Origin of the sequence: Streptomyces sp. NPDC059649 (assembly GCF_042734445.1) — a bacterium.
Lineage (GTDB): Bacteria > Actinomycetota > Actinomycetes > Streptomycetales > Streptomycetaceae > Streptomyces.
On sequence record NZ_JBHWDV010000014.1, the window covers coordinates 74,699 to 91,887 of the forward strand.

The window sequence follows — 17,189 nt, forward strand, 5'->3', positions numbered from 1 at the left end:
GCCCTGAGGGCCTGGTTCCGCGCGCCCTCCATCAACCGCACCGTCCGAAGGAACCCACCAATGGCCGTCTCCAAGCGCCTCCGCTACGAGATCCTCCGCAGGGACAACCACGCTTGCCGCTACTGCGGTGCCGCAGCACCCAGCGCGAAACTCAACGTCGATCACGTCATCCCGCAGACTCTCGGCGGAAACGACGCCCCGACCAACCTCGTCACCGCCTGCGCGGACTGCAACGGCGGCAAAACCAGCAGCATGCCGGACGCGCAGACCGTCGCCGATGTGGACCAGGCCACCTTCCGGCAGGCTGGTGAACTTAAGGAGGGGGCCGAGCGACGGCGCGTGACGATCTTCGTGCACCTCTCCATGGTGTGGGCGTGGGCATGGGAGAAGACCGGGCAGCCCATCAGCAGTCGCGACGAGGAGTTCTTCGCCGAGGAGACCCACAAGCTCCTCGAGTGCGGCTGGTCGGCACGCACGGATCTCACCGAGGCGGCGTTCTGCGCCGGCTCCCAGAACGCAGTCGACATTGCCTCTTACATCGGGCGCATCGTGCGGGCCTCCCCGGCGCCACCCTCCGTCGCGGACGAGCGGTTCGTGACCTGCGTAGACGCTATTAACGCATGGGAGAGCGCCTGGGACTTGGCGAGCAATCAGGGGACTCCGCCAGGGGCTCTCGTCAGCCGCTTCATTGATGAGGTCGGGGCAGCCTTCGACTCCGGCGCGGACCCCGAACACCTCGTAAGTGCGGCGGAATCGGCCGGTCGTTCGCTGAGTACTGACCTCGGCAAGCACCTCACTCAGCTGCTCACCGCGGGCGGTGAGAACTGATGGCTCGCATCCGTTCCATCAAGCCGGAGTTCTTCACGTCGCTCACCGTCGCCGACCTCACACCCGAGCAGCGCCTCACCTTCATCGGCTTGTGGACGCATGCAGACGATGAAGGCAGGTGCGTAGACGATGCGCGGCTCATCAAAGCGGCGGTCTGGCCTCTCGATGACCGCACTGCGGCTGACATCGAAGGCGATCTGGGAGCCCTCAGTGAGTCCTCACTGATCCTTCGCTACACCCTCAATCGCAAGCGTTACTTGGCCGTTCGAAGCTGGTCTGAGCATCAAAGGATCAACCGGCCGACCGCCAGCAAGCTTCCGCCACCCCCAGAGGGCCCTGAGCATGACCTGACCTGCCCGAATGACTCCTCATCCACCCCTCACGGAGACCTCACTGAGGACTCACTGGCGGAAAGGAAAGGAAAGGAGCAGGGAAAGGAGCAGGGAAAGGAAGGAGCGGAGCCTCCGGCATCCGCTGACGCTCCTCCCCGCCACGACGTCGAACGCGTCTGCAAGCACTTCGCCGACGTGATCGAAAAGGGCGGCGACAAACGCCCCCGCGTCACGGACAAGTGGCGCACCGACATGCGGCGCCTCATCGACATCGACGGGGTCACCCCGGACCAGGCCATCGCCGCCATCGACTGGGCCCATGCCAGTGACTTCTGGAACGCCATCATCCTCAGCCCGGCCAAGCTCCGGGAGAAGTACCCGACCCTCCGCCGACAGGCCACCTCCGGGCAACGCAAGCAGCAGCCCGCAGGCCCTCAGACGGCCCCCCGTCACCTCACCGAAGAGGAGAAGAAGCGTGCACTCCAGTTCTGACCACCCCACTCCCGCCGAAGGCGTGATCATCGAGCGTCGGGCTGTGGCCCTCCGCAAGTTCGACGACCGCATCCCGGCCATCTACCGCAAGCACATCGACCTCCCCGAGCAGGCCGCCGACTGGATCGCCGGCTGGGGCGGCAGCAGCCTGTTCCTCACCGGACCGATCGGGATCGGCAAGACGCTGACCGCGTGGCGGACCTGCCGCCGCTGGCTGGAGGCCCAGTACGCGCCGGGCACGCCGTGGCAGGGAACCCCGCTGATCCAGACGTGGCGGTCGACTGCCCTGTTCGACGCTCTGCGACCCGACGCGGCTGATGGCCAGGGCCGGGCCCTGCTGAAGGAACTTCAGCGCTGCGAGCTGCTGTTCATCGACGACTTGGCTGCGGCCCGAGCGTCGACGTGGACGCAGGAGCGGCTCTTCGAGCTATTCGACGAGCGGTACATCAACCGCCGCCCGGTGATCATCACGTGCGACGTGCTGCCCAACGAACTCGCCGAGGTGACCGGCCCGCGGGTTGCCTCCCGCCTCGCCGAGATGTGCCGCAACAGCGTCGTGCTGCTCGAGGGCAACGACTTCCGCAAGGGGGCTGCCGCGTGACCACCGACATCGACCTGTGGGCTGGCGACCAGAGCGCCCCCATCCCGACGATGCCCTCCGACCTCGAGGCCGAACAGATCCTCGTCGCCTCCGCCATGGCCAAGACGGACCTCGTCGACGACCTCGCCGCCAACGGCTTCGACCCCGCCGACATCAGCGACGAGCGCTACCGCTGGACCTGGTACGCCGTCGAAGACATCCGCGACCAGCTCACCGCAGGCGAGATCCGCTGGCAGGCCGTCGCCCGCAAGCTGCAGGCGTGGCACGCCGAGGGCCGCATGACCTCCCGGCCGCTCACCAGCGAAGAGCTCGCCGAGCTCTACAACCAGGCGATGCCCGGCTCGGCCGACTACTGGGCCGCGCGCGTCACGAAGGTTGCTATCGCCGCCCGTGCTGCGGCTCTTGGCGTCACGATGCGCGTCAAGTCCACCAGCCCTGCGTTCGACCCGGACTCGGACATCGCCGAGTTCCAGGCTGAGATCGACAACCTCGTGCGGCCGACCGCCGTATCGCAGGCATCAACTCTCGGCGAACTCCTGCCCGACGCGCTCGTCCAGGCCGTGACGCCGCCCAGCAACGAAAACCGCATCCCCACCGGTTTCGTCGACCTCGACGGCCTGCTGTGCGGGGGATGGGCGCCGGGCCAGCTCGTCGTCGTCGGGGCCCGTCCCGCCATGGGCAAGACGACCGTTGCCTCCAACTTCGCGCGGGCCGCCGCCGTCACCAACCACATCCCGACGTACTTCGCATCGCTGGAGATGGGCAAGAACGAGCTCGCGCAGAGCATCATGTGTGCGGCCGTCACCATCCCGCTGCACCACGTCAAGCAGGGCATCGTCGACGACACTGCCATGGCTCGCGCGGCGTCGATGGTCCCGTCCCTGTCCGCGGCGCCCCTGCACATCGATGACGCGCCGCTCGTCACCCTCCCCGGCCTGCGGGCCACGGTCCGCCACCTGGTCCGCACCGCCGGCTTGCGGCTGCTCGTCGTCGACTACCTGCAGCTGATGCAGGCCCCGCGGGCCGAGTCCCGGCAGGTGGCCGTGTCGATGCTGTCGCGTGGACTCAAGCTTCTCGCCAAGGAGTTCGGCATCACGGTCATCATGCTGGCCCAGCTCAATCGCGGGCCGGAGCAGCGCACCGAGAAGAAGCCGATGGTGTCCGACCTGCGCGAGTCCGGTTCGATCGAGCAGGACGCCGACATCGTGATCTTGCTGCACCGCGAGGACGCCTACGAGAAGGAATCTCCGCGGGCGGGCGAGGCTGACCTGATCGTCGGCAAGCACCGGGGCGGACCCACCGCAACGATCACTGTCGCCTTCCAAGGGCACTATGCGCGTTTCGTCGATATGGCCATGACGTGACCCACTTCGACCCGGCTGACATCGCCGCACTGCGCGCACAAGGCGACCTCACGGAATTCCTGCTCTCCCTCGGAGGCCGGACCGCCACCCCCAAGAAGGCCCAGGTCGAGGCCCCGGCCCCCGCCTACACGATCCCGCACGTGGGCGCTTGGCCCCTCGGCACCGCAGCCACCGGAGTCGCCTCTGCCGAGCACTCCTGCCCCCGGTGCCGGGCCCAGGCGCGACCGAACCTCGTCGCGCTCGACGGCGGCCTGCGTGACCGCCACCAGCACGTCACCAACGACGACCGGAAGGCGGCCTGATGAACGACTCCTGCCCGTCATGCACCGCCCGTGACATAGCCCCTGCCGAGTCCCGCACCCGCGGTGACCGGATCGTCGACGGCTACCGCTGCCCCAGCTGCGGCCACACGTGGGCGACGGTCCGCGATCTGACCGCCTACTCCGAACTGCACGCCCGCCGCGCCCAGCGCCGTAGCCGAAGGAACGCCGCATGATCCAGATCCTGCCGATCGGCACCCCCGTGTGGGTGGCGCAGGCTGCCCGCCCGGACGGTACTCGCCGCGCCCTGTGCGGTGACGGTGTGGTGTCCACCAACGTGCCGTGCGACGTGTGTCTCGCCCAGCAGAGCGGCCCGAGCCGCGAGATGACACCGGCCGCCTACGCCATAGCGGCCGTCGCCTGCGAGGAGCCGGTCGGGTTCGTGGCCATGGTCCGCGGCCTGCCGGTGACCGTTACTCCCGACGACAACACGGTGATCGCGGTGCCGATCACGTCCGACGAGCGGAGCGCGGCATGAACAACCCGCGCATCGGCTCCCTGTTCACCGGTACCGGCGCCCTCGACTTGGCCGTCCTGGACGTCTTCGGTGGCGAGGTGGCTTGGCATTCGCAGTACGAGCCGCCGGACAAGAACGGCAAGGAAGACACCAACCAGTACGCCGCCCAGATCCTGGCCCGCCACTGGCCCGGAGTCCCGAACCTCGGTGACGTAACTGGCATCGACTGGGCTGAGGTCCAGCCCGTCGACATCCTCACGGCCGGCTTCCCTTGCCAGGACGTCAGCACGGCTGGCCGCCGGGCTGGCCTCGTACCCGGTACCCGTTCCGGCCTGTGGGCCCACACCGCCCGCGCCATCCACGTCCTCCTACCCCAACTGGTGGTGATCGAGAATGTCCAAGGGCTCCTCTCAGCGAAAGCTGCCGGCGACATGGAACCCTGCCCGGACTGTGTGGGAGACGGATCTTCTGAACCTCCACTGCGGGCACTCGGAGCCGTTCTCGGGGACCTGGCCCGCCTCGGGTTCGATGCGGAATGGTGTGTCGTCGCCGCGTCGGAGGTCGGCGCTCCCCACCCCCGGAAGCGAGTCTTCATTGTCGCTTGGCCAGCTGCTGCCGACTCCGACTGCGGGCAACCCGAACGACGGGGAGTCGCTGGAATCCTGGGAAGCGCGGCGGCAACGGAATCTCGCGAAGGGGATCAACGGGAATGGGCAGGGCACGCCGCTGAATATCGCGGTGAAGCTGCTGCCGACGCCGATGGCGGGCGACGCGACGGGCACCAGGAACGCGACGGCCGGACGCAAGACGGACAACCCGAACGTGAACGAGGGCTGGACGCTGTCGGACGTGGTGTTCGCGGGACGGCTGTCGAACCCGGCTGCCCCACGTGTGGACGGGGAGAGTCCTTCCATGACGCAGGAGGCTTCTGCGCTGACTGCCGTGGCTGCACCGACCCCACACTCGGACGTCCCGGCGAAGCTCTTGCCCACACCGAGGGCGACGGATGGAGCGAAGGGCGGTCCGAACCAGCGTGGATCGAAGGGCGACCTGATGCTGCCGAGCGCCGTGTCGCACATCTCGAACTCCGAGCCGGAGACTGCGACATCGACTGGGGCCTCTACGGACCAGCCATTCGACGGTGGGAGCGGGTCCTCGGGCGACGGGCCCCATGGCCAACTGATGTTCGGGGACGCCTGAGCCCCGTCTTCACCGAGTGGATGATGGGCTTGCCCGCCGGCTGGGTCACGGAGACGCCGGGCCTGACGCGGGCAGCGATGCTCAAGGCGCTCGGTAACGGCGTCGTCCGCCAGCAAGCCGTTGCTGGGATCCGGCTGCTGCTCGAGCGGGCTGAGCTTCCGGTAGCCAGCCCGGTGCTGGAGGTGGCCGCATGACCGCCGCCGACCACCGGCCCCGCCAGTTCGTCGGCGAAGTGTCGAGCCGCGACGGCGGCCCGGACCTGGTGCGTGCGGTCGACGGGGAATGCGAGCTGCGATTCGTACTCACGGTGCCGCGATGGCGGAACGGCCGGCTGGACGGCCGGGACTATCACCGGATCGTGCTCCGCTCGCCCGGCACCAACGCGGCGATCAGCTACGCCGCAGTCCTGCGGCCCGGCAGGCGCCTGCACCTCCACGGCACCTGGCGAACCCGCGTCAGCCTCGACGGGCCGGTCGACGAACTCGTGGTCACCCGGTTGTGGACGCCGCTGGCGATACCTGCCGGCACGCCCGTCGGCCAGCCGCGCGTGGGGAGGTGGCGTGATGGCCAAGCCTTCGTCTACGCCTCGCGGTGAGCGCTCCGGCAAGCCCGGCGCCCGCTGGGAGACCGAACTCCGCTGGACCGGCGAGCAGATCGTCGAGGACGACCAGCCAGAGCCCCGACAGAACCGCGCCGCCCGCCGTGCCGCGGCCCGAGCCAGGAGGCGGCGGTGACGGGCCCGACTCTCGAGCAGCTGCTGAACCTCGCCGATCGCGCCGAGCGTCACCGCCTCACCGCCGCCGAGGCAGCCCGACTCCGCGCCGGCATCGAAGCCTTGGGTCGCCGCCCCACCCCCGCGAAGCGCTGAGTGCCCGCCTGAGTCCCGCAACCGACCGCGGGGCTCCCAGGGCCCACCCGTCCATCCCGAGGCCGCCACGCGGCCGTATAGCCCCATCGGAGACGCCGCCATGACTCACCGACAGAACACCCGCGAGACGGCCGCCAGCCGCCCGCAGACCACCGAACAGCCCGCCGGCGGCCCACCGGTCGCCGACACCCGCGAGCAGCCGCCAGACGGGCACACAGCCGCCCGTCTCATCCGCCAACTCCGCGCCGAACGCGACCTCCTCGCCCGCACCGTCGCCGTCTACACGATGCGGTCCACCGCCGACGTCCTTGCCGAAACCCGAGAAGCACTCAACGACCTGGAGACCAACCGATGACCGATCTGCGCCTGATCATTTCCCGCCCGGAGTCTGGCGAGTGGCTCGGCCGCCTTGACGTCGTCGAAGCCCTCGAAGCCGCGGGCTGGACCGGCGATGACGACATGCCGCTCAGCATCCTCCGGCACTCAGCCGGCGCCGTCTGGGCGGTCGTCGGGGACACCGGCGACTCGGGGCTCGACTGCCCCAACGGCGCGGTCATCGAGTTCCCCAGCGACACCCCGACTGTCGTCATCGTCGCTGCCTGCCTCGCCGCAGCCGCCACCCCGTGATCACGCAAGCGCACCGCCCGGGTCGTAGCCGGGCGGTGCTCGCCCAAGCATCTCACCCCCAACTGGGCAGCCGACCGCGGCGCCCGCAAGGAGCCCCGCCCGTGAGCTACGACATCCGCCTCGAGATCGCTGTCGACACCGGCGGCTCCGAACCCCACCGGATCTGCCCCGCCGACATCGGCAACATGACCTCCAACGTCAGCAGCATGTGGGACGACGCCCTCGGCTCCCCGCTCGCCAAGCTGGACGGCCGCACAGCAGGCAACGTCGCACCCGACCTGCGCCGAGCCGTCATCGACATGGAACTCCACCCGGCCATCTACCGGGCCATGGAGCCCGTCAACGGCTGGGGCAGCTACGACGGCGCCCTCGACTATCTGCGGCGCCTCGCCGACGCCTGCACGCGGCACCCGAAAGCCACCATCCGCATCTCCCACTGACCCGCCCCGCCCGGCCGCCGACCGCGGCCGGGCGCCGACTCCGGAGACACGTCATGACCGACATCCACGAGTACCAGCGCAGCCCCCACAGCAACGCCGGGAACTGCGTCTGCGGCCTCCACTACGAGTCCCACCGCCACCCCCACCCCTACACGCAGGCCAGCCGCAGCAACCTCTGCGTCTGCGCCAAGCCCGCCGCCGCCCCCATCCATGCCGACGCCGACACCGCCTGCCCGAACCCGGTCTACCCGGAGCCCCAGCAGACCCGGCTGCGGGGCATCGAAGCGGGCCGGGAAGCCATCCGGCAGGCGCGAGGTGACGAAGCCCACCCGCAGACACCGATCACCTTCGCTGACACCGAGAGCAGCGACCCCACACCCTGACCCGCCCGCCCGAACCCGGAGGACCCATGCCTGAGCCCCTGGACCTCGCCGCCTTGGCCGCCGCGGTTGTAGCCCTCGTCGTGGCCATTCGCTGCGCGATCGACACCCGCCGCTACCGGCGCCGCGCCGAAGCCTCCGCCAGTCGCGCCCGCCAAGCCCTCGCCGAGATCAAGGAGATCCACCGTGACCGCCACTGACACCCAGCCGATCAGCGACGCCGATCTCCTGACCTTTGCCGTGATCGGCGAACACCGGGCCCGGCAGCACCGCCAGGGCATCAGCACCCTGCTCTTCCCCTTCCCGCCTTGCCCTACCTGCGGCGCCCAGGTTCACGAACTCGGCGTCAGCGGAATGCCGATCGCCACCGGCCAAACCATGACCCTCCGCCCCTGCCTGCACCGCTACCGGATCACCGAAGACGCCATGCTCCACATCGGCCGGCCCGCCTGGGACATGCTCGAAGACCTTGAACGGCACGGCATCACCGGCACCCCCGTCGACATCGCAGCCGAAGCCCGCGCACGACTTGGCGAAAAGCCAGCTAACACCGTCCCCGACGACCTCCGCGAGCCCGACAATCCAGCCGCCAGTGCGCTCGCCCAGCGCATCGCCGACCACCCCATGTCCACGATCCAGGCCGCCTTCCGCATCCTCGGTATGCAACTTGCCGTCGATGCGCGTCCCGCCAGCCCGGACCGCGACTGCCCAGCCTGCGAAGCCAGCATCCCCCACGACGAGCACTGCCCCACCCCCGAGACCCACAACTGGGGGTGCGGATGCCCCACCGACGAGGCCCTGCGGGAGCAGTACACGCAGGCGATTAGCCGGACCTGTCCGGACGACCTGAACGAGGAGGACGCGCGGAAGCTCGCCGAGGCCGTGCTCGTCGTCCGTGACCGCCGCATGGAACAACTCGCCGCCGGCCGCGCGACGTGGAAGGCCAAGGGCGAGGAAATGGAACGCGACCGCGACCGCCTCGCCACACAGGTGGATCAACTCATCTTGCGACTCGGCCAGTACGCCAACCGCGGCATAGCTAACGGGGAGCGTGCAGAGGAGGCCGAGGCTACCCTCGCCCGCGTCCGGGCCTTCGTCGCCGACATGCGTGACTGGTGCTCGCCCCGCGGGATCGCCGCCGACTACGCCGACGAGATCCTCGCTGTCATCGACGGCCCCCAGGACGCCGCCGACCGGTCGTCTGCCGGGCAGCGCGCGGGGGACCCGTCTACCGCAGGCCCCGGCCCCGGCGACGCGTCGGGGATGGAGACCGGCCGGCCGTGACCGTGGCATGGGTGAGCCGCACGCTGCTGGGTGGCGTGCGGCTCGGGTGGGGCAGGTCAGGCGTCGGGCTGCTCGGGCTGGCTGCTGGCGAGTCCCGACCAGAGCTCGCGTGGCGGACGCTTCGGCAGCTTGGCGCCAGGCTTGTGGGTGCACCAAGCCATGAAGGCCCGGATCGCGGCGCTGCGGTCTGTGCCCATGAGGGCGACGGCCTTGCCGAAGTCGTCCCACTCGTTGAGTGCGACGCGAATGGGGCGAGTTGGAGTCTTCCCGCCGGCTGGCTTCGCTGCGGCGTCCGGCGTGCCGACGATGTTGTGGCGCGGCTTCTCGCTGGAGATTGCGGTGGCTTCGGCGGCTTCAGCCAGCAGTCGGGTCTCGTGCCAGTCGACCGTCCTCTTCGAGACTTGGGGCCACCACTCCTTGGTGAGCGAGTGCTGACCCCATCGGACGTCAGGGTTGTGGCTGACGCCGACGTACAGCAGCTGGTCGGCGGCGTCGTAGAGGCGGTAGAGCGCGGTGCGTCCTCGATGTTTCGGCAAGGGGTCCTCCCATCAGCCGGAGGAGCCTCCTCCGGCGGTGCGCTTCTTGGGCTTGATGGATTTGACGGTGGGCTTTCGCCTGCGGGGCACGTCGTATTCGCGGGCGATGCCTCGGACGGTCTCGCCGGACCACGGCAGATGGCTGGCGATGGCGTCTGTTGTGACGTCGTAGGTCTTGAGGTCTTCGGCGACTGCGGCTCGCAGCTTGTTGCGGGCGGCGTCTGCTGCTTCTTGGGCTTTGGTGAAGTCGTCGAGTGCGGCGGTGAGCTGGGGGCTTGGGGTGTAGGCGGTCATGTGGACATGTTTACACAACCAGTTTGGCCATGGCTATGGGGCTCAAGCGTATCGCTTTCAAAGATTCTTGGGCAAGTTCTGTTGTGCAGGTTGCTTTGCCCAAGTGGCTTGGGTAATGTTCTGAGTGTCGGCACAGACCGGCACGCGAACCACCGAGGGGGACTCCATGCACCGCACCGTCGCCACCATCCGCCGCACGATCGCCGCCGCCCTGGCCGCCACCAAGCCCCTCCGCTACGCGGCCTTGTCCGGGGAGATCGCCGCCCTGGTCGCCGCGGGCCGGCTGGTGCGCACCGGGGATGTTCTGGACCGACTTGGCGCGGACCTGCCCGACGGGCAGCGCAGCTGGTACGGCCGGCACGTAGCCAAGGCCTATTGCGCCGCTCACCTGGGCGCCGACGCGATCCGGGTGTGGGCGCAACACCGCACCACCGGCCGCTGGATCCACGTCCACGTCTACCGGCCCACGGACCCGGCCCTGTACGCCGGCCTCGCCAGCTACAAGGCCACCCGCCACCTCATCGCCACCGACTTCGAACTCGCCGCCTGATCAAGGAGATCCAGATGTCCGTCAACTTCTACGCCTTCGGCCCCTTCCCCGGTGGCGACGCCTCCGGCGAGGGCCTTCACATCGGGCAGCACGCCGCGGTTCACCGCTTCCTGTTCCGTGCGCACCCCGAGATGGGGCTCACCTCGCGTGCAGCATGGGCGGAGTTCATCCGTCGCCCCGACGTCCTCATCAAGGCGGAGCATGGCCGGGACATCTCCGTTGAGGAGATGGAGGGGACGTGGGCCCGCCGAGCCGACTCGCGATTCTGGCCGCTGAAGAGCCGGTTCGGCATCCGCCGCGGGAGCGACCTTCGCCCCGGCGAGCTCATCGACGCTGAGGGCTACGAGGTGTACGCCGGCGAGTTCTGCTGAAGTCCTCCCTCCCCGGCCAAGCCCCCACCGCGGGCGGCCCCCGCTTCCCGCCCGCTTTATCCCGAAGGAGGGTCCGTGATGGATCCGATGGATGTTCCGACCGAGGTCACGAAGCTGGTCTACACCGCGCCGCGCACGGAGGCCCGGTCCCAGAACGAGGTCGCCGAGCTGCTCGCCCACTACTGGCCCGCGATCGAGAAGCACGTGCGGGCGCAGGTCGGCCGCGAGCTGTGGGCCCAGCGCATCACAGAGGCGCCCCGGGGCTGGTCGGAGCGATACGTGGGCGGCTGGAACGACGCCTTGGACGCGGCCGTCGACAAGGTTCGCGATGGGGGCGCCGAGTGACCGCCCCGGTCCCGCTGTTCCCGGAGCCGTCGATACGGGAGGTCGCCCAGGAGGACTCCCGCTACTGGGACGACCTGTACAGCCACGACCCGGATCCCGACGACACCGAAGCCGCCTAAGCCCCCGCGCCCGCCCCGGTCTGGGGCGGGCCACCCACCTTGAGGAGGAGCACCGTGCCGCTGGATATGACCGGTGACGCGCGCTACGAGAGCGCTGTGCATTACCGCCGCTACCTGGACCGGAACGACGAGGTCGTCGTGGTCTGCGTGCAGGACTTCGACTACCACGACTACGAGCCGCACAGGTTCGTCGACCTCGCCGCGTTCAAGACCGAACTGGAGGCCGGTGCTGCGCCCCTGCGTCCGGACGACGTGGTGCAGCAGACCAAGGGGCTGAACGGTGACACTGTCGCCTTCGTGCAGGCCCTGCGCCTCCTCCAAGCCATCAGGGGGCAGCGATGACCGCCCGCCTCGAGCCCGGCACCCGTGTCTTCCACGGCGGCCAGATCTGGGCCCGCACCCTGCCCGGCGGCACCGGCCTCATCGTCCGTGTCGAGGGCCCGGACCTGCACGGCGACTACGAGTACCTGGTGCGCACCGCCGCCGACTTCTCCCGCCGGCCCGGCCCCGACAACCCTGAGGTCGACGAACGCTGGTGGTCATCCAGGCACACACGGCGGGCCTGGGAAGAACCTGCCTGGTAACCGCGCCCGCCGGCCCCCGCCCGCAACACCTAACCCGAAGGAGAACCCCCTGTGTCCTATCCCGAGTTGCTGACCCCCGAGGAGAAGCTGGCTGCCGCCAAGCAGCGCCTAGGCATCCCGCGCATCGTCGTCATCTGCGGCTCTACCCGCTTCATGGCCGAGATGGCCGACGCGGACAGTGAACTCACCTGGGCCGGCCACATCGTCGTCAAGCCCGGCTGCAACATGAAGACCCCGCACCCACTGTGGGCCGACCCGGCCGACGCCGAGGCCGGCAAGGCCCGCCTGGACGCCCTGCACCGGGCGAAGATCCGCCTGGCCGACGAAGTGCTGATCGTCGGCAATTACATCGGAGACTCCACCCGCGCCGAGATCGCCTACGCCCGCGAGTTGGGCAGGCCGGTGCGGTTCACCCATCCCGACGTCGACCCCGAAGGAGCAGCATGACCGCCCGCGACGACCTGTACAACTACGCCGACTATGCCCACCTCGGTGGCGACTACCTCGACGAGCTGCTGGACCGTGTCGAGGCCGAAGCCCGAGCTGACGAACGCAAGCGAGTCGCCGACGAAATCCACCGCGCCGACCGGCCCACCTTCCCGGACGGGGAACGCCCCGACCTGATCGTCTCCATCATGCGCAACATCCATGTCCGCATCGCCGAAGACGGATGGGCGGCCCCGTACTGGAAGCCCGAGAAGGAGAAGTGACCATGCACGGCATCACCCGCGACGACCACGGCCACACCTATCCCGAAGGAGTAACAGTGAAGACTCTCACCCTGGTCGTCGACGAAGCCCTACGCGACGCGCTCGACCACCTGGCCACCGGAACCGATGGCACCCCTGAAGAGACCGCCCGCAAGGCGATCATGGACGCCGCGCTTCAGACACGCGTCGACGACAACGCCTTCGAAGTCGACATGGCCAGGCACAGTGCGTAGCCACCTCTGGCTGATTCGTCCACGACACCAATGCCAGCCGCCATACCTCGCCCGCATCGGGAACTGCGACTGCTCCCGCTGCTGCGCGACCGGCCCCCATGAGCCTGGCTGCTTGTCCCTTGAGCGACCGGAACAGCCCGAATGTACCTGCCCCGAGGATGCCGACCTGCACAAGGCCGACTGCCCGGAGGCATAACCCCGGCCCGCCGCACCCCGCGGCGGGCCCACACCACAAGGAGCAGCAGCATGAACCCCACCTCGACGACGACTCGCCCCTCAACGCGATTCGCAGCGGCCACAGCACCGACGCACGCGCCGCCGCCCACGCCTACCTCAACGAGCGAGGAGCAGACGTGATCGACCTCAACGATGTACGCCGCGTGCGCCTTTACCGCGGCGCCGCCAATCACGCCATCGCTGACCCCGGCGCCCGGCCGCTGACCACCGCGTGTGGCTTGCCCGTCAAGCTGACCGGCCCCACCGGCCGGGCCTACGACCAGGCTCTCCCACCAACCCACAAGATCACGTGCATCCGCTGCAAGGCCATCGACACAGAGGAGCAGCGGTGACCGACGACCTGCGGCAGCGCATCGAAGGCGCCCTGACCGCCGCCGCCCACCAATGCGACGGAGCCTGCGGACTCGACGAACGCGCCTGCTACGACGCGCACCCCATCACCTGGTCCGCCATGGCCGCCGGCACCACCCATATCGACGGCCCGGTCACCGCCATCACGGACACGGTCCTCGCCATCGTTCAGCCCGAGTTGGACCGGCTCCGCAAGGACATGCGGCTCTGGTGTGACGCCGTCGCTAGCGCCGAGAAGCTCCGGCAGCACCAAGCGGCCGACGCCGACCGCTACGAGGAGCAGCTCCGCGCCGAGCGGGACGACGCCCTCGCAGACCTGTTCACGGAGCAGTGCAGGAAGGAGGACGCTCTCGCCACCATCGACCGCGTCCGTGCCCTGGCCTCGGACATGCGCACCTGGTGCTCGCCCCACGGTATCGCCACCGACTACGCCCAGCGCATCGACGACGCCGTCGACGGACCGGAGGCCGGACAGTGACCGACGACCGACGCCAGCGGTACGCCGACGCGATCGGCGACTTCATGGCACGCGAGTGCACGATCTGCAGAAGCGAATACGACGCCGCTGACGCCGTCATAGCCTTGGCGGACGAGGAGCAGCGGGAAGCCAAAGAGCGATACCGCGAAGGGCTTCGCCGTGCTGACGAGCACAACAACGCACTGATGGACGAAGTCCAGCGATACGCCGACGGAGACGAACGCCCCGTCCTGTGGTCCGTCTACAACCAGATGCACCTGCGCGCCGCCACCGCCGAGGGCGCGATCGAATGGGTCCGTGCACTGCACAAGCATAACGAGGACGCCGGCTACTGCGACCTATGCTCCGGCCACGGCGACATCACCTGGCCCTGCGCCACAGTTCGCGCGCTCGACGGGACGGGACAGCAGTGAGTGGCTGGCATCTCGGCCGGCTGGTCGGCTTCGACCTGGAGACGACCAGCCCGGACCCGCTGACCGCCCGCATCGTCACCGCCTGCGTCGTCAGCTGCGGCGGAGGCCAGCCGACGGAGAGCCGCACCTGGCTGACGGACGTGGACGGCGAGCCGATCCCGGACGGGGCCGCAGCCATCCACGGCGTGACTACCGAGAAGGCGCAGGCGGAGGGTGTCGACCTGTGGGCAGCAGTCGGTGAGATCCTCGATGCTCTCTCCGACGCGGCCATGGAGGGCCTGCCGGTCGTCGCGATGAATGCCCGCTACGACCTCACCCTGTTGGACCGTGAGGCGCAGCGGTACGGCATGACGCCGCTCTGCCAGCGGCGCGGCCGGCTCCGCGTCATCGACCCCTACGTGCTCGACAAGCACGTCGACCGCTACCGGCCCGGCCGGCGGACCCTCACGCACCTCTGCCAGCACTACCAGGTGCCGCTCGACTCCGCGCACTCCGCGGACGCTGACGCCCTCGCCGCATGCCGGGTCGCATGGCGGCAGGGCACCCTGTACCCGCAGTTGGCCGGCATGAGCCTCGACGAGCTCCACGAAGCCCAGATCGGATGGGCGGCCGAGCAGGCCGCATCCCTGCAGGCGCACTTCCGGGAGACGGATCCCGAGGCCACAGTGGAGGGGGCGTGGCCGATCATTCCACGACAAGCGGCGGGGTCCGCCGAGACCATTGGCTCGGGTCTCACAGCTCGCAGTGGGTAATGCCACAGGCATATGCGTTCGGGTGGCGCAATGCTCGTTGCGCTAGGGTGCGAACCAAATCACGGAAGTTACGTAAGAGCGAACTCAAAAACTCAAGATCCAAACAATGAACGATGCAGGTGGAGGCACCGATGACCGAGCCGTGGACCATCGAAACCATCCGCGACGCTCTCGGTAACCCGACCCTCGCCCAACGCTTCATCAGTGAGATCAACAAGGCGCCGGCCCATCAGTTGCTCGGAGTCTTCGCCAAGTGGGAGCGCATCGCCAAGGACATGCTCGATGCCGTTGAGCGTGGGCGAGAGATCGCCGCCGCCGAGGCGCGCGGCGAGGACCCCACCGCTGACTGGCCCGACATCACCGACCACGTTCGCACGGTGGCTCAGCGAAACAGGTCACGCAACGTCGCATGATGTGACAGTCTGCACCCGTGTATGAACTGCGCTGCGACCCCACCATCACCGCCATCTGGGACTCCCTCCCAGACGCAGCACGCACCCGCCTCGCCCACGCCCTCATGGCCGCCTGTGAAGACCCGCTAGGGGTCACCGAGCCCTACGGCATCGACGACGGCGTCACCCGACAGCTCGTCCTCGACGACATCATCGCCGTCCTCCTCGTCACCGCCGGCATGAAGCGCGTGCGCATCCTCCAGATCAACCACCTCGGGTAGGCACGGCGCGGCTTCGCTCGCCCGTTCGATCGGTGGAGTAAAATCCCGCGGAGTGAACGACTTCCCCGACGATCTGGTGCAACTGCAGCGAGACCTCCACGCCGCCACCGCCGCCCTCAAGGCATTCCTCGACGAGCACCCCCACTCCCCGGAACCCGTCGAAGGCTGGCACCGCAAGGTGGGCGAAGGCAGCTGGTACGAAAGCCGGCGCGACCCCTCACCCGGCTGGAGCGACGAAGAGAAGCAGACCGAGGTCGACCTCCGCGCCAAGCTCCTCGACCTCATCGACAAGGTCCACACCCACCCACACTGGGACACCCTCAGCGGACCCGACCTCGTCAAGGCGCGCATGGCGCTCAAGCACATCGACGACCCTGGCGAAGACTGACTCCGGTGGCGCGAAGAAGCCCTACCCAATCGGGGCGGGGCTTCTCTGCGTCCAACGTCAGACGGTCACCGCATCCTCCCGGGGGAACACCGCCGGGCACTGCCGGCAATACAGCGACCGCGTCCACCGGGCCCGCGCCTCATCCGCGGCCGACGCCTTCCGGTGCAGCCAGAAGCCGATGCCTGCCCCGCCGGCCAGTAGGAGGACCCCGGCAGCCACTGCGCCACTCACGAGGGCCGCGACGCCCAACACGACAGCGCCCAGCGGCAAGAACCACTGCGCGGCATACTCGGCCGGCTGCGCGTACTTCCCCCGCAACTCCGACTCATGCGGCAACGACTTCCAGAATTCCGGCAGATCCAGCACCTGGTGGTGGTCCTTACAGCGCGGACACGCGAGCGCCATCCATCCCCCTCGGTCAGAAGAGGGACAGCCTGCCAGCGGAACGCGGTATTCAGCAGGGGCGTACAGGGGTGAACGTGGGTGCGGGCGAACGAGTGAAGCCCCCGCCCAATCCCGGGCGGGGGCTTCGTCGCGTCACCCGGCGGCTACTCGGCCGGCGCCAACTCGCCATCCAGGTACTCCTGCACCGGCTCGTACAGCCCGTAGGGCACGTAGTCGGGGATCTCTGCAAGCGTCACCCATGCGACCTCGGCCAGCTCCTCCTTGTCGGCGACGTGCGCCTCGCCGGAGACCAGGGTGCAGGCGATGTAATGCATCTGCCGGCCGGTCTTCGGGTGGACCCGGTCGCCAAGCACCTTGACCGCCTCAACCGTCAGGCCGGTCTCCTCCTGGGTCTCGCGCACGGCGGCCTGCTCGACGGTCTCGCCGGCCTCGATCTTGCCCGCGGGAAACTGCCAGCGCAGATCGCCCTCCTCAACCGCTCGGCGCGCGAGCAGCACACGGCCATCCCGGACGATCACGGCTGCCGCTACGGGCCTCTCACTCATGCACTCTCCGTT

38 protein-coding genes and 1 pseudogene are annotated in these 17,189 nt (G+C 69.0%); 35 read left to right on the plus strand and 4 right to left on the minus strand.

Annotated elements, in window-relative coordinates; translation table 11 throughout:
• Window positions 1-60: 60 nt before the first annotated feature.
• The 19 genes and pseudogenes from ACFV1J_RS17525 to ACFV1J_RS17615 all read left to right on the plus strand — a co-directional run bounded on the left by ACFV1J_RS17525 (window position 61) and on the right by ACFV1J_RS17615 (window position 9,193).
• On the plus strand, window positions 61-828 hold the full coding sequence (locus ACFV1J_RS17525; RefSeq protein WP_385858957.1) for an HNH endonuclease: 768 nt from the start codon (window positions 61-63) through the stop codon (window positions 826-828).
• Window positions 828-1,652: a hypothetical protein gene (locus tag ACFV1J_RS17530; protein ID WP_385858959.1), complete on the plus strand. Its 825-nt coding sequence runs from the start codon at window positions 828-830 to the stop codon at window positions 1,650-1,652. Before ACFV1J_RS17525 ends, ACFV1J_RS17530 begins: the two co-directional genes overlap by 1 nt.
• Window positions 1,636-2,253 carry a DnaA ATPase domain-containing protein gene (locus ACFV1J_RS17535; RefSeq protein ID WP_385858961.1) on the plus strand — a complete coding sequence of 206 codons (618 nt, stop codon included), beginning with the start codon at window positions 1,636-1,638 and terminating at the stop codon, window positions 2,251-2,253. Before ACFV1J_RS17530 ends, ACFV1J_RS17535 begins: the two co-directional genes overlap by 17 nt.
• On the plus strand, window positions 2,250-3,617 hold the full coding sequence (locus ACFV1J_RS17540; RefSeq protein ID WP_385858963.1) for a replicative DNA helicase: 1,368 nt from the start codon (window positions 2,250-2,252) through the stop codon (window positions 3,615-3,617). Before ACFV1J_RS17535 ends, ACFV1J_RS17540 begins: the two co-directional genes overlap by 4 nt.
• Window positions 3,614-3,919, plus strand: a complete 306-nt coding sequence (locus ACFV1J_RS17545; protein WP_385858965.1) for a hypothetical protein — start codon at window positions 3,614-3,616, stop codon at window positions 3,917-3,919. The genes ACFV1J_RS17540 and ACFV1J_RS17545 overlap by 4 nt, the downstream gene beginning before the upstream one ends.
• Entirely contained in the window at window positions 3,919-4,113 is a 195-nt protein-coding gene (locus ACFV1J_RS17550; protein WP_385858967.1) for a hypothetical protein, read from the plus strand. The genes ACFV1J_RS17545 and ACFV1J_RS17550 overlap by 1 nt, the downstream gene beginning before the upstream one ends.
• Window positions 4,110-4,415 carry a hypothetical protein gene (locus ACFV1J_RS17555; RefSeq protein WP_385858969.1) on the plus strand — a complete coding sequence of 102 codons (306 nt, stop codon included), beginning with the start codon at window positions 4,110-4,112 and terminating at the stop codon, window positions 4,413-4,415. Before ACFV1J_RS17550 ends, ACFV1J_RS17555 begins: the two co-directional genes overlap by 4 nt.
• Window positions 4,412-4,939: pseudogene (locus ACFV1J_RS17560) on the plus strand (DNA cytosine methyltransferase); the annotation flags it as partial. The gene ACFV1J_RS17555 and the pseudogene ACFV1J_RS17560, both read left to right, overlap by 4 nt.
• A 49-nt stretch (window positions 4,940-4,988) precedes the next feature.
• Window positions 4,989-5,594, plus strand: coding sequence for a hypothetical protein (locus tag ACFV1J_RS17565; RefSeq protein ID WP_385859217.1), 606 nt, complete (start codon window positions 4,989-4,991; stop codon window positions 5,592-5,594).
• Between the two features lie 20 nt (window positions 5,595-5,614).
• Complete coding sequence (locus tag ACFV1J_RS17570; RefSeq protein WP_385859220.1) at window positions 5,615-5,788, plus strand: hypothetical protein; 174 nt, start codon at window positions 5,615-5,617, stop codon at window positions 5,786-5,788.
• Complete coding sequence (locus tag ACFV1J_RS17575) at window positions 5,785-6,189, plus strand: hypothetical protein (protein ID WP_385858971.1); 405 nt, start codon at window positions 5,785-5,787, stop codon at window positions 6,187-6,189. The genes ACFV1J_RS17570 and ACFV1J_RS17575 overlap by 4 nt, the downstream gene beginning before the upstream one ends.
• Window positions 6,158-6,328, plus strand: coding sequence for a hypothetical protein (locus tag ACFV1J_RS17580; protein ID WP_385858973.1), 171 nt, complete (start codon window positions 6,158-6,160; stop codon window positions 6,326-6,328). The genes ACFV1J_RS17575 and ACFV1J_RS17580 overlap by 32 nt, the downstream gene beginning before the upstream one ends.
• A complete protein-coding gene (locus ACFV1J_RS17585) occupies window positions 6,325-6,462 on the plus strand; it encodes a hypothetical protein (protein ID WP_385858974.1) in 138 nt (45 codons plus the stop codon). Before ACFV1J_RS17580 ends, ACFV1J_RS17585 begins: the two co-directional genes overlap by 4 nt.
• Before the next feature lie 100 nt (window positions 6,463-6,562).
• A complete protein-coding gene (locus ACFV1J_RS17590) occupies window positions 6,563-6,817 on the plus strand; it encodes a hypothetical protein (protein ID WP_385858976.1) in 255 nt (84 codons plus the stop codon).
• On the plus strand, window positions 6,814-7,089 hold the full coding sequence (locus tag ACFV1J_RS17595; RefSeq protein ID WP_385858978.1) for a hypothetical protein: 276 nt from the start codon (window positions 6,814-6,816) through the stop codon (window positions 7,087-7,089). Before ACFV1J_RS17590 ends, ACFV1J_RS17595 begins: the two co-directional genes overlap by 4 nt.
• 101 nt (window positions 7,090-7,190) lie before the next feature.
• On the plus strand, window positions 7,191-7,529 hold the full coding sequence (locus ACFV1J_RS17600) for a hypothetical protein (protein ID WP_385858980.1): 339 nt from the start codon (window positions 7,191-7,193) through the stop codon (window positions 7,527-7,529).
• A 53-nt stretch (window positions 7,530-7,582) separates the two neighbouring features.
• Window positions 7,583-7,912, plus strand: a complete 330-nt coding sequence (locus tag ACFV1J_RS17605; protein WP_385858982.1) for a hypothetical protein — start codon at window positions 7,583-7,585, stop codon at window positions 7,910-7,912.
• 26 nt (window positions 7,913-7,938) lie between these two features.
• Window positions 7,939-8,109, plus strand: a complete 171-nt coding sequence (locus tag ACFV1J_RS17610) for a hypothetical protein (RefSeq protein WP_385858983.1) — start codon at window positions 7,939-7,941, stop codon at window positions 8,107-8,109.
• Window positions 8,096-9,193 carry a hypothetical protein gene (locus ACFV1J_RS17615; protein WP_385858985.1) on the plus strand — a complete coding sequence of 366 codons (1,098 nt, stop codon included), beginning with the start codon at window positions 8,096-8,098 and terminating at the stop codon, window positions 9,191-9,193. The genes ACFV1J_RS17610 and ACFV1J_RS17615 overlap by 14 nt, the downstream gene beginning before the upstream one ends.
• 56 nt (window positions 9,194-9,249) lie before the next feature.
• On the opposite strand, the gene ACFV1J_RS17620 is transcribed toward ACFV1J_RS17615, so the two are convergent.
• Window positions 9,250-9,729, minus strand: a complete 480-nt coding sequence (locus ACFV1J_RS17620) for a GIY-YIG nuclease family protein (protein WP_385858987.1) — start codon at window positions 9,727-9,729, stop codon at window positions 9,250-9,252.
• A 12-nt stretch (window positions 9,730-9,741) separates the two neighbouring features.
• On the minus strand, window positions 9,742-10,023 hold the full coding sequence (locus ACFV1J_RS17625; RefSeq protein WP_385858989.1) for a hypothetical protein: 282 nt from the start codon (window positions 10,021-10,023) through the stop codon (window positions 9,742-9,744).
• A 166-nt stretch (window positions 10,024-10,189) separates the two neighbouring features.
• On the opposite strand from ACFV1J_RS17625, the gene ACFV1J_RS17630 reads away from it, so the two are divergent.
• From ACFV1J_RS17630 to ACFV1J_RS17705, 16 genes are all read left to right on the plus strand, one after another.
• A complete protein-coding gene (locus tag ACFV1J_RS17630) occupies window positions 10,190-10,573 on the plus strand; it encodes a hypothetical protein (RefSeq protein ID WP_385858991.1) in 384 nt (127 codons plus the stop codon).
• A gap of 14 nt (window positions 10,574-10,587) precedes the next feature.
• Window positions 10,588-10,944, plus strand: a complete 357-nt coding sequence (locus tag ACFV1J_RS17635; protein WP_385858993.1) for a hypothetical protein — start codon at window positions 10,588-10,590, stop codon at window positions 10,942-10,944.
• A gap of 78 nt (window positions 10,945-11,022) precedes the next feature.
• On the plus strand, window positions 11,023-11,289 hold the full coding sequence (locus ACFV1J_RS17640; RefSeq protein WP_385858994.1) for a hypothetical protein: 267 nt from the start codon (window positions 11,023-11,025) through the stop codon (window positions 11,287-11,289).
• On the plus strand, window positions 11,286-11,408 hold the full coding sequence (locus ACFV1J_RS17645; protein WP_385858996.1) for a hypothetical protein: 123 nt from the start codon (window positions 11,286-11,288) through the stop codon (window positions 11,406-11,408). Before ACFV1J_RS17640 ends, ACFV1J_RS17645 begins: the two co-directional genes overlap by 4 nt.
• Before the next feature lie 54 nt (window positions 11,409-11,462).
• Complete coding sequence (locus ACFV1J_RS17650; RefSeq protein ID WP_385858998.1) at window positions 11,463-11,750, plus strand: hypothetical protein; 288 nt, start codon at window positions 11,463-11,465, stop codon at window positions 11,748-11,750.
• Window positions 11,747-11,992 (plus strand): hypothetical protein, encoded by a 246-nt coding sequence (locus tag ACFV1J_RS17655; protein WP_385859000.1) that lies wholly within the window; start codon window positions 11,747-11,749, stop codon window positions 11,990-11,992. Before ACFV1J_RS17650 ends, ACFV1J_RS17655 begins: the two co-directional genes overlap by 4 nt.
• Before the next feature lie 51 nt (window positions 11,993-12,043).
• Window positions 12,044-12,439: a hypothetical protein gene (locus ACFV1J_RS17660; RefSeq protein WP_385859002.1), complete on the plus strand. Its 396-nt coding sequence runs from the start codon at window positions 12,044-12,046 to the stop codon at window positions 12,437-12,439.
• Window positions 12,436-12,702: a hypothetical protein gene (locus ACFV1J_RS17665; RefSeq protein WP_385859004.1), complete on the plus strand. Its 267-nt coding sequence runs from the start codon at window positions 12,436-12,438 to the stop codon at window positions 12,700-12,702. Before ACFV1J_RS17660 ends, ACFV1J_RS17665 begins: the two co-directional genes overlap by 4 nt.
• 2 nt (window positions 12,703-12,704) lie before the next feature.
• Window positions 12,705-12,935 (plus strand): hypothetical protein, encoded by a 231-nt coding sequence (locus ACFV1J_RS17670; protein ID WP_385859006.1) that lies wholly within the window; start codon window positions 12,705-12,707, stop codon window positions 12,933-12,935.
• A gap of 353 nt (window positions 12,936-13,288) precedes the next feature.
• The gene (locus tag ACFV1J_RS17675) at window positions 13,289-13,504 is read left to right on the plus strand and encodes a hypothetical protein (RefSeq protein WP_385859008.1); all 216 of its coding nucleotides are present in this window, start codon (window positions 13,289-13,291) and stop codon (window positions 13,502-13,504) included.
• On the plus strand, window positions 13,501-14,001 hold the full coding sequence (locus ACFV1J_RS17680; protein WP_385859009.1) for a hypothetical protein: 501 nt from the start codon (window positions 13,501-13,503) through the stop codon (window positions 13,999-14,001). The genes ACFV1J_RS17675 and ACFV1J_RS17680 overlap by 4 nt, the downstream gene beginning before the upstream one ends.
• A complete protein-coding gene (locus ACFV1J_RS17685) occupies window positions 13,998-14,414 on the plus strand; it encodes a hypothetical protein (protein WP_385859011.1) in 417 nt (138 codons plus the stop codon). The genes ACFV1J_RS17680 and ACFV1J_RS17685 overlap by 4 nt, the downstream gene beginning before the upstream one ends.
• Window positions 14,411-15,166: a 3'-5' exonuclease gene (locus ACFV1J_RS17690; protein ID WP_385859013.1), complete on the plus strand. Its 756-nt coding sequence runs from the start codon at window positions 14,411-14,413 to the stop codon at window positions 15,164-15,166. Before ACFV1J_RS17685 ends, ACFV1J_RS17690 begins: the two co-directional genes overlap by 4 nt.
• A gap of 131 nt (window positions 15,167-15,297) precedes the next feature.
• Window positions 15,298-15,579, plus strand: coding sequence for a hypothetical protein (locus ACFV1J_RS17695; RefSeq protein ID WP_385859015.1), 282 nt, complete (start codon window positions 15,298-15,300; stop codon window positions 15,577-15,579).
• Window positions 15,580-15,596: 17 nt separating this feature from the next.
• A complete protein-coding gene (locus ACFV1J_RS17700) occupies window positions 15,597-15,839 on the plus strand; it encodes a hypothetical protein (protein WP_385859017.1) in 243 nt (80 codons plus the stop codon).
• 52 nt (window positions 15,840-15,891) lie between these two features.
• Window positions 15,892-16,227 (plus strand): hypothetical protein, encoded by a 336-nt coding sequence (locus ACFV1J_RS17705; protein ID WP_385859019.1) that lies wholly within the window; start codon window positions 15,892-15,894, stop codon window positions 16,225-16,227.
• Between the two features lie 57 nt (window positions 16,228-16,284).
• On the opposite strand, the gene ACFV1J_RS17710 is transcribed toward ACFV1J_RS17705, so the two are convergent.
• Both ACFV1J_RS17710 and ACFV1J_RS17715 read right to left on the minus strand, forming a co-directional pair.
• On the minus strand, window positions 16,285-16,593 hold the full coding sequence (locus tag ACFV1J_RS17710) for a hypothetical protein (protein ID WP_385859021.1): 309 nt from the start codon (window positions 16,591-16,593) through the stop codon (window positions 16,285-16,287).
• Window positions 16,594-16,775: 182 nt separating this feature from the next.
• On the minus strand, window positions 16,776-17,177 hold the full coding sequence (locus ACFV1J_RS17715; RefSeq protein WP_385859022.1) for an NUDIX hydrolase: 402 nt from the start codon (window positions 17,175-17,177) through the stop codon (window positions 16,776-16,778).
• Window positions 17,178-17,189 lie beyond the last annotated feature (12 nt).

Coding starts and splice junctions, on each gene's coding strand:
- ACFV1J_RS17525 (WP_385858957.1), top strand. CDS start 61: ATGGCCGTCTCCAAGCGCCTCCGCTACGAGATCCTCCGCAGGGACAAC.
- ACFV1J_RS17530 (WP_385858959.1), top strand. CDS start 828: ATGGCTCGCATCCGTTCCATCAAGCCGGAGTTCTTCACGTCGCTCACC.
- ACFV1J_RS17550 (WP_385858967.1), top strand. CDS start 3,919: ATGAACGACTCCTGCCCGTCATGCACCGCCCGTGACATAGCCCCTGCC.
- ACFV1J_RS17555 (WP_385858969.1), top strand. CDS start 4,110: ATGATCCAGATCCTGCCGATCGGCACCCCCGTGTGGGTGGCGCAGGCT.
- ACFV1J_RS17570 (WP_385859220.1), top strand. CDS start 5,615: ATGATGGGCTTGCCCGCCGGCTGGGTCACGGAGACGCCGGGCCTGACG.
- ACFV1J_RS17575 (WP_385858971.1), top strand. CDS start 5,785: ATGACCGCCGCCGACCACCGGCCCCGCCAGTTCGTCGGCGAAGTGTCG.
- ACFV1J_RS17580 (WP_385858973.1), top strand. CDS start 6,158: ATGGCCAAGCCTTCGTCTACGCCTCGCGGTGAGCGCTCCGGCAAGCCC.
- ACFV1J_RS17590 (WP_385858976.1), top strand. CDS start 6,563: ATGACTCACCGACAGAACACCCGCGAGACGGCCGCCAGCCGCCCGCAG.
- ACFV1J_RS17595 (WP_385858978.1), top strand. CDS start 6,814: ATGACCGATCTGCGCCTGATCATTTCCCGCCCGGAGTCTGGCGAGTGG.
- ACFV1J_RS17605 (WP_385858982.1), top strand. CDS start 7,583: ATGACCGACATCCACGAGTACCAGCGCAGCCCCCACAGCAACGCCGGG.
- ACFV1J_RS17610 (WP_385858983.1), top strand. CDS start 7,939: ATGCCTGAGCCCCTGGACCTCGCCGCCTTGGCCGCCGCGGTTGTAGCC.
- ACFV1J_RS17625 (WP_385858989.1), bottom strand. CDS start 10,023: ATGACCGCCTACACCCCAAGCCCCCAGCTCACCGCCGCACTCGACGAC.
- ACFV1J_RS17630 (WP_385858991.1), top strand. CDS start 10,190: ATGCACCGCACCGTCGCCACCATCCGCCGCACGATCGCCGCCGCCCTG.
- ACFV1J_RS17635 (WP_385858993.1), top strand. CDS start 10,588: ATGTCCGTCAACTTCTACGCCTTCGGCCCCTTCCCCGGTGGCGACGCC.
- ACFV1J_RS17640 (WP_385858994.1), top strand. CDS start 11,023: ATGGATCCGATGGATGTTCCGACCGAGGTCACGAAGCTGGTCTACACC.
- ACFV1J_RS17655 (WP_385859000.1), top strand. CDS start 11,747: ATGACCGCCCGCCTCGAGCCCGGCACCCGTGTCTTCCACGGCGGCCAG.
- ACFV1J_RS17665 (WP_385859004.1), top strand. CDS start 12,436: ATGACCGCCCGCGACGACCTGTACAACTACGCCGACTATGCCCACCTC.
- ACFV1J_RS17670 (WP_385859006.1), top strand. CDS start 12,705: ATGCACGGCATCACCCGCGACGACCACGGCCACACCTATCCCGAAGGA.
- ACFV1J_RS17695 (WP_385859015.1), top strand. CDS start 15,298: ATGACCGAGCCGTGGACCATCGAAACCATCCGCGACGCTCTCGGTAAC.
- ACFV1J_RS17715 (WP_385859022.1), bottom strand. CDS start 17,177: ATGAGTGAGAGGCCCGTAGCGGCAGCCGTGATCGTCCGGGATGGCCGT.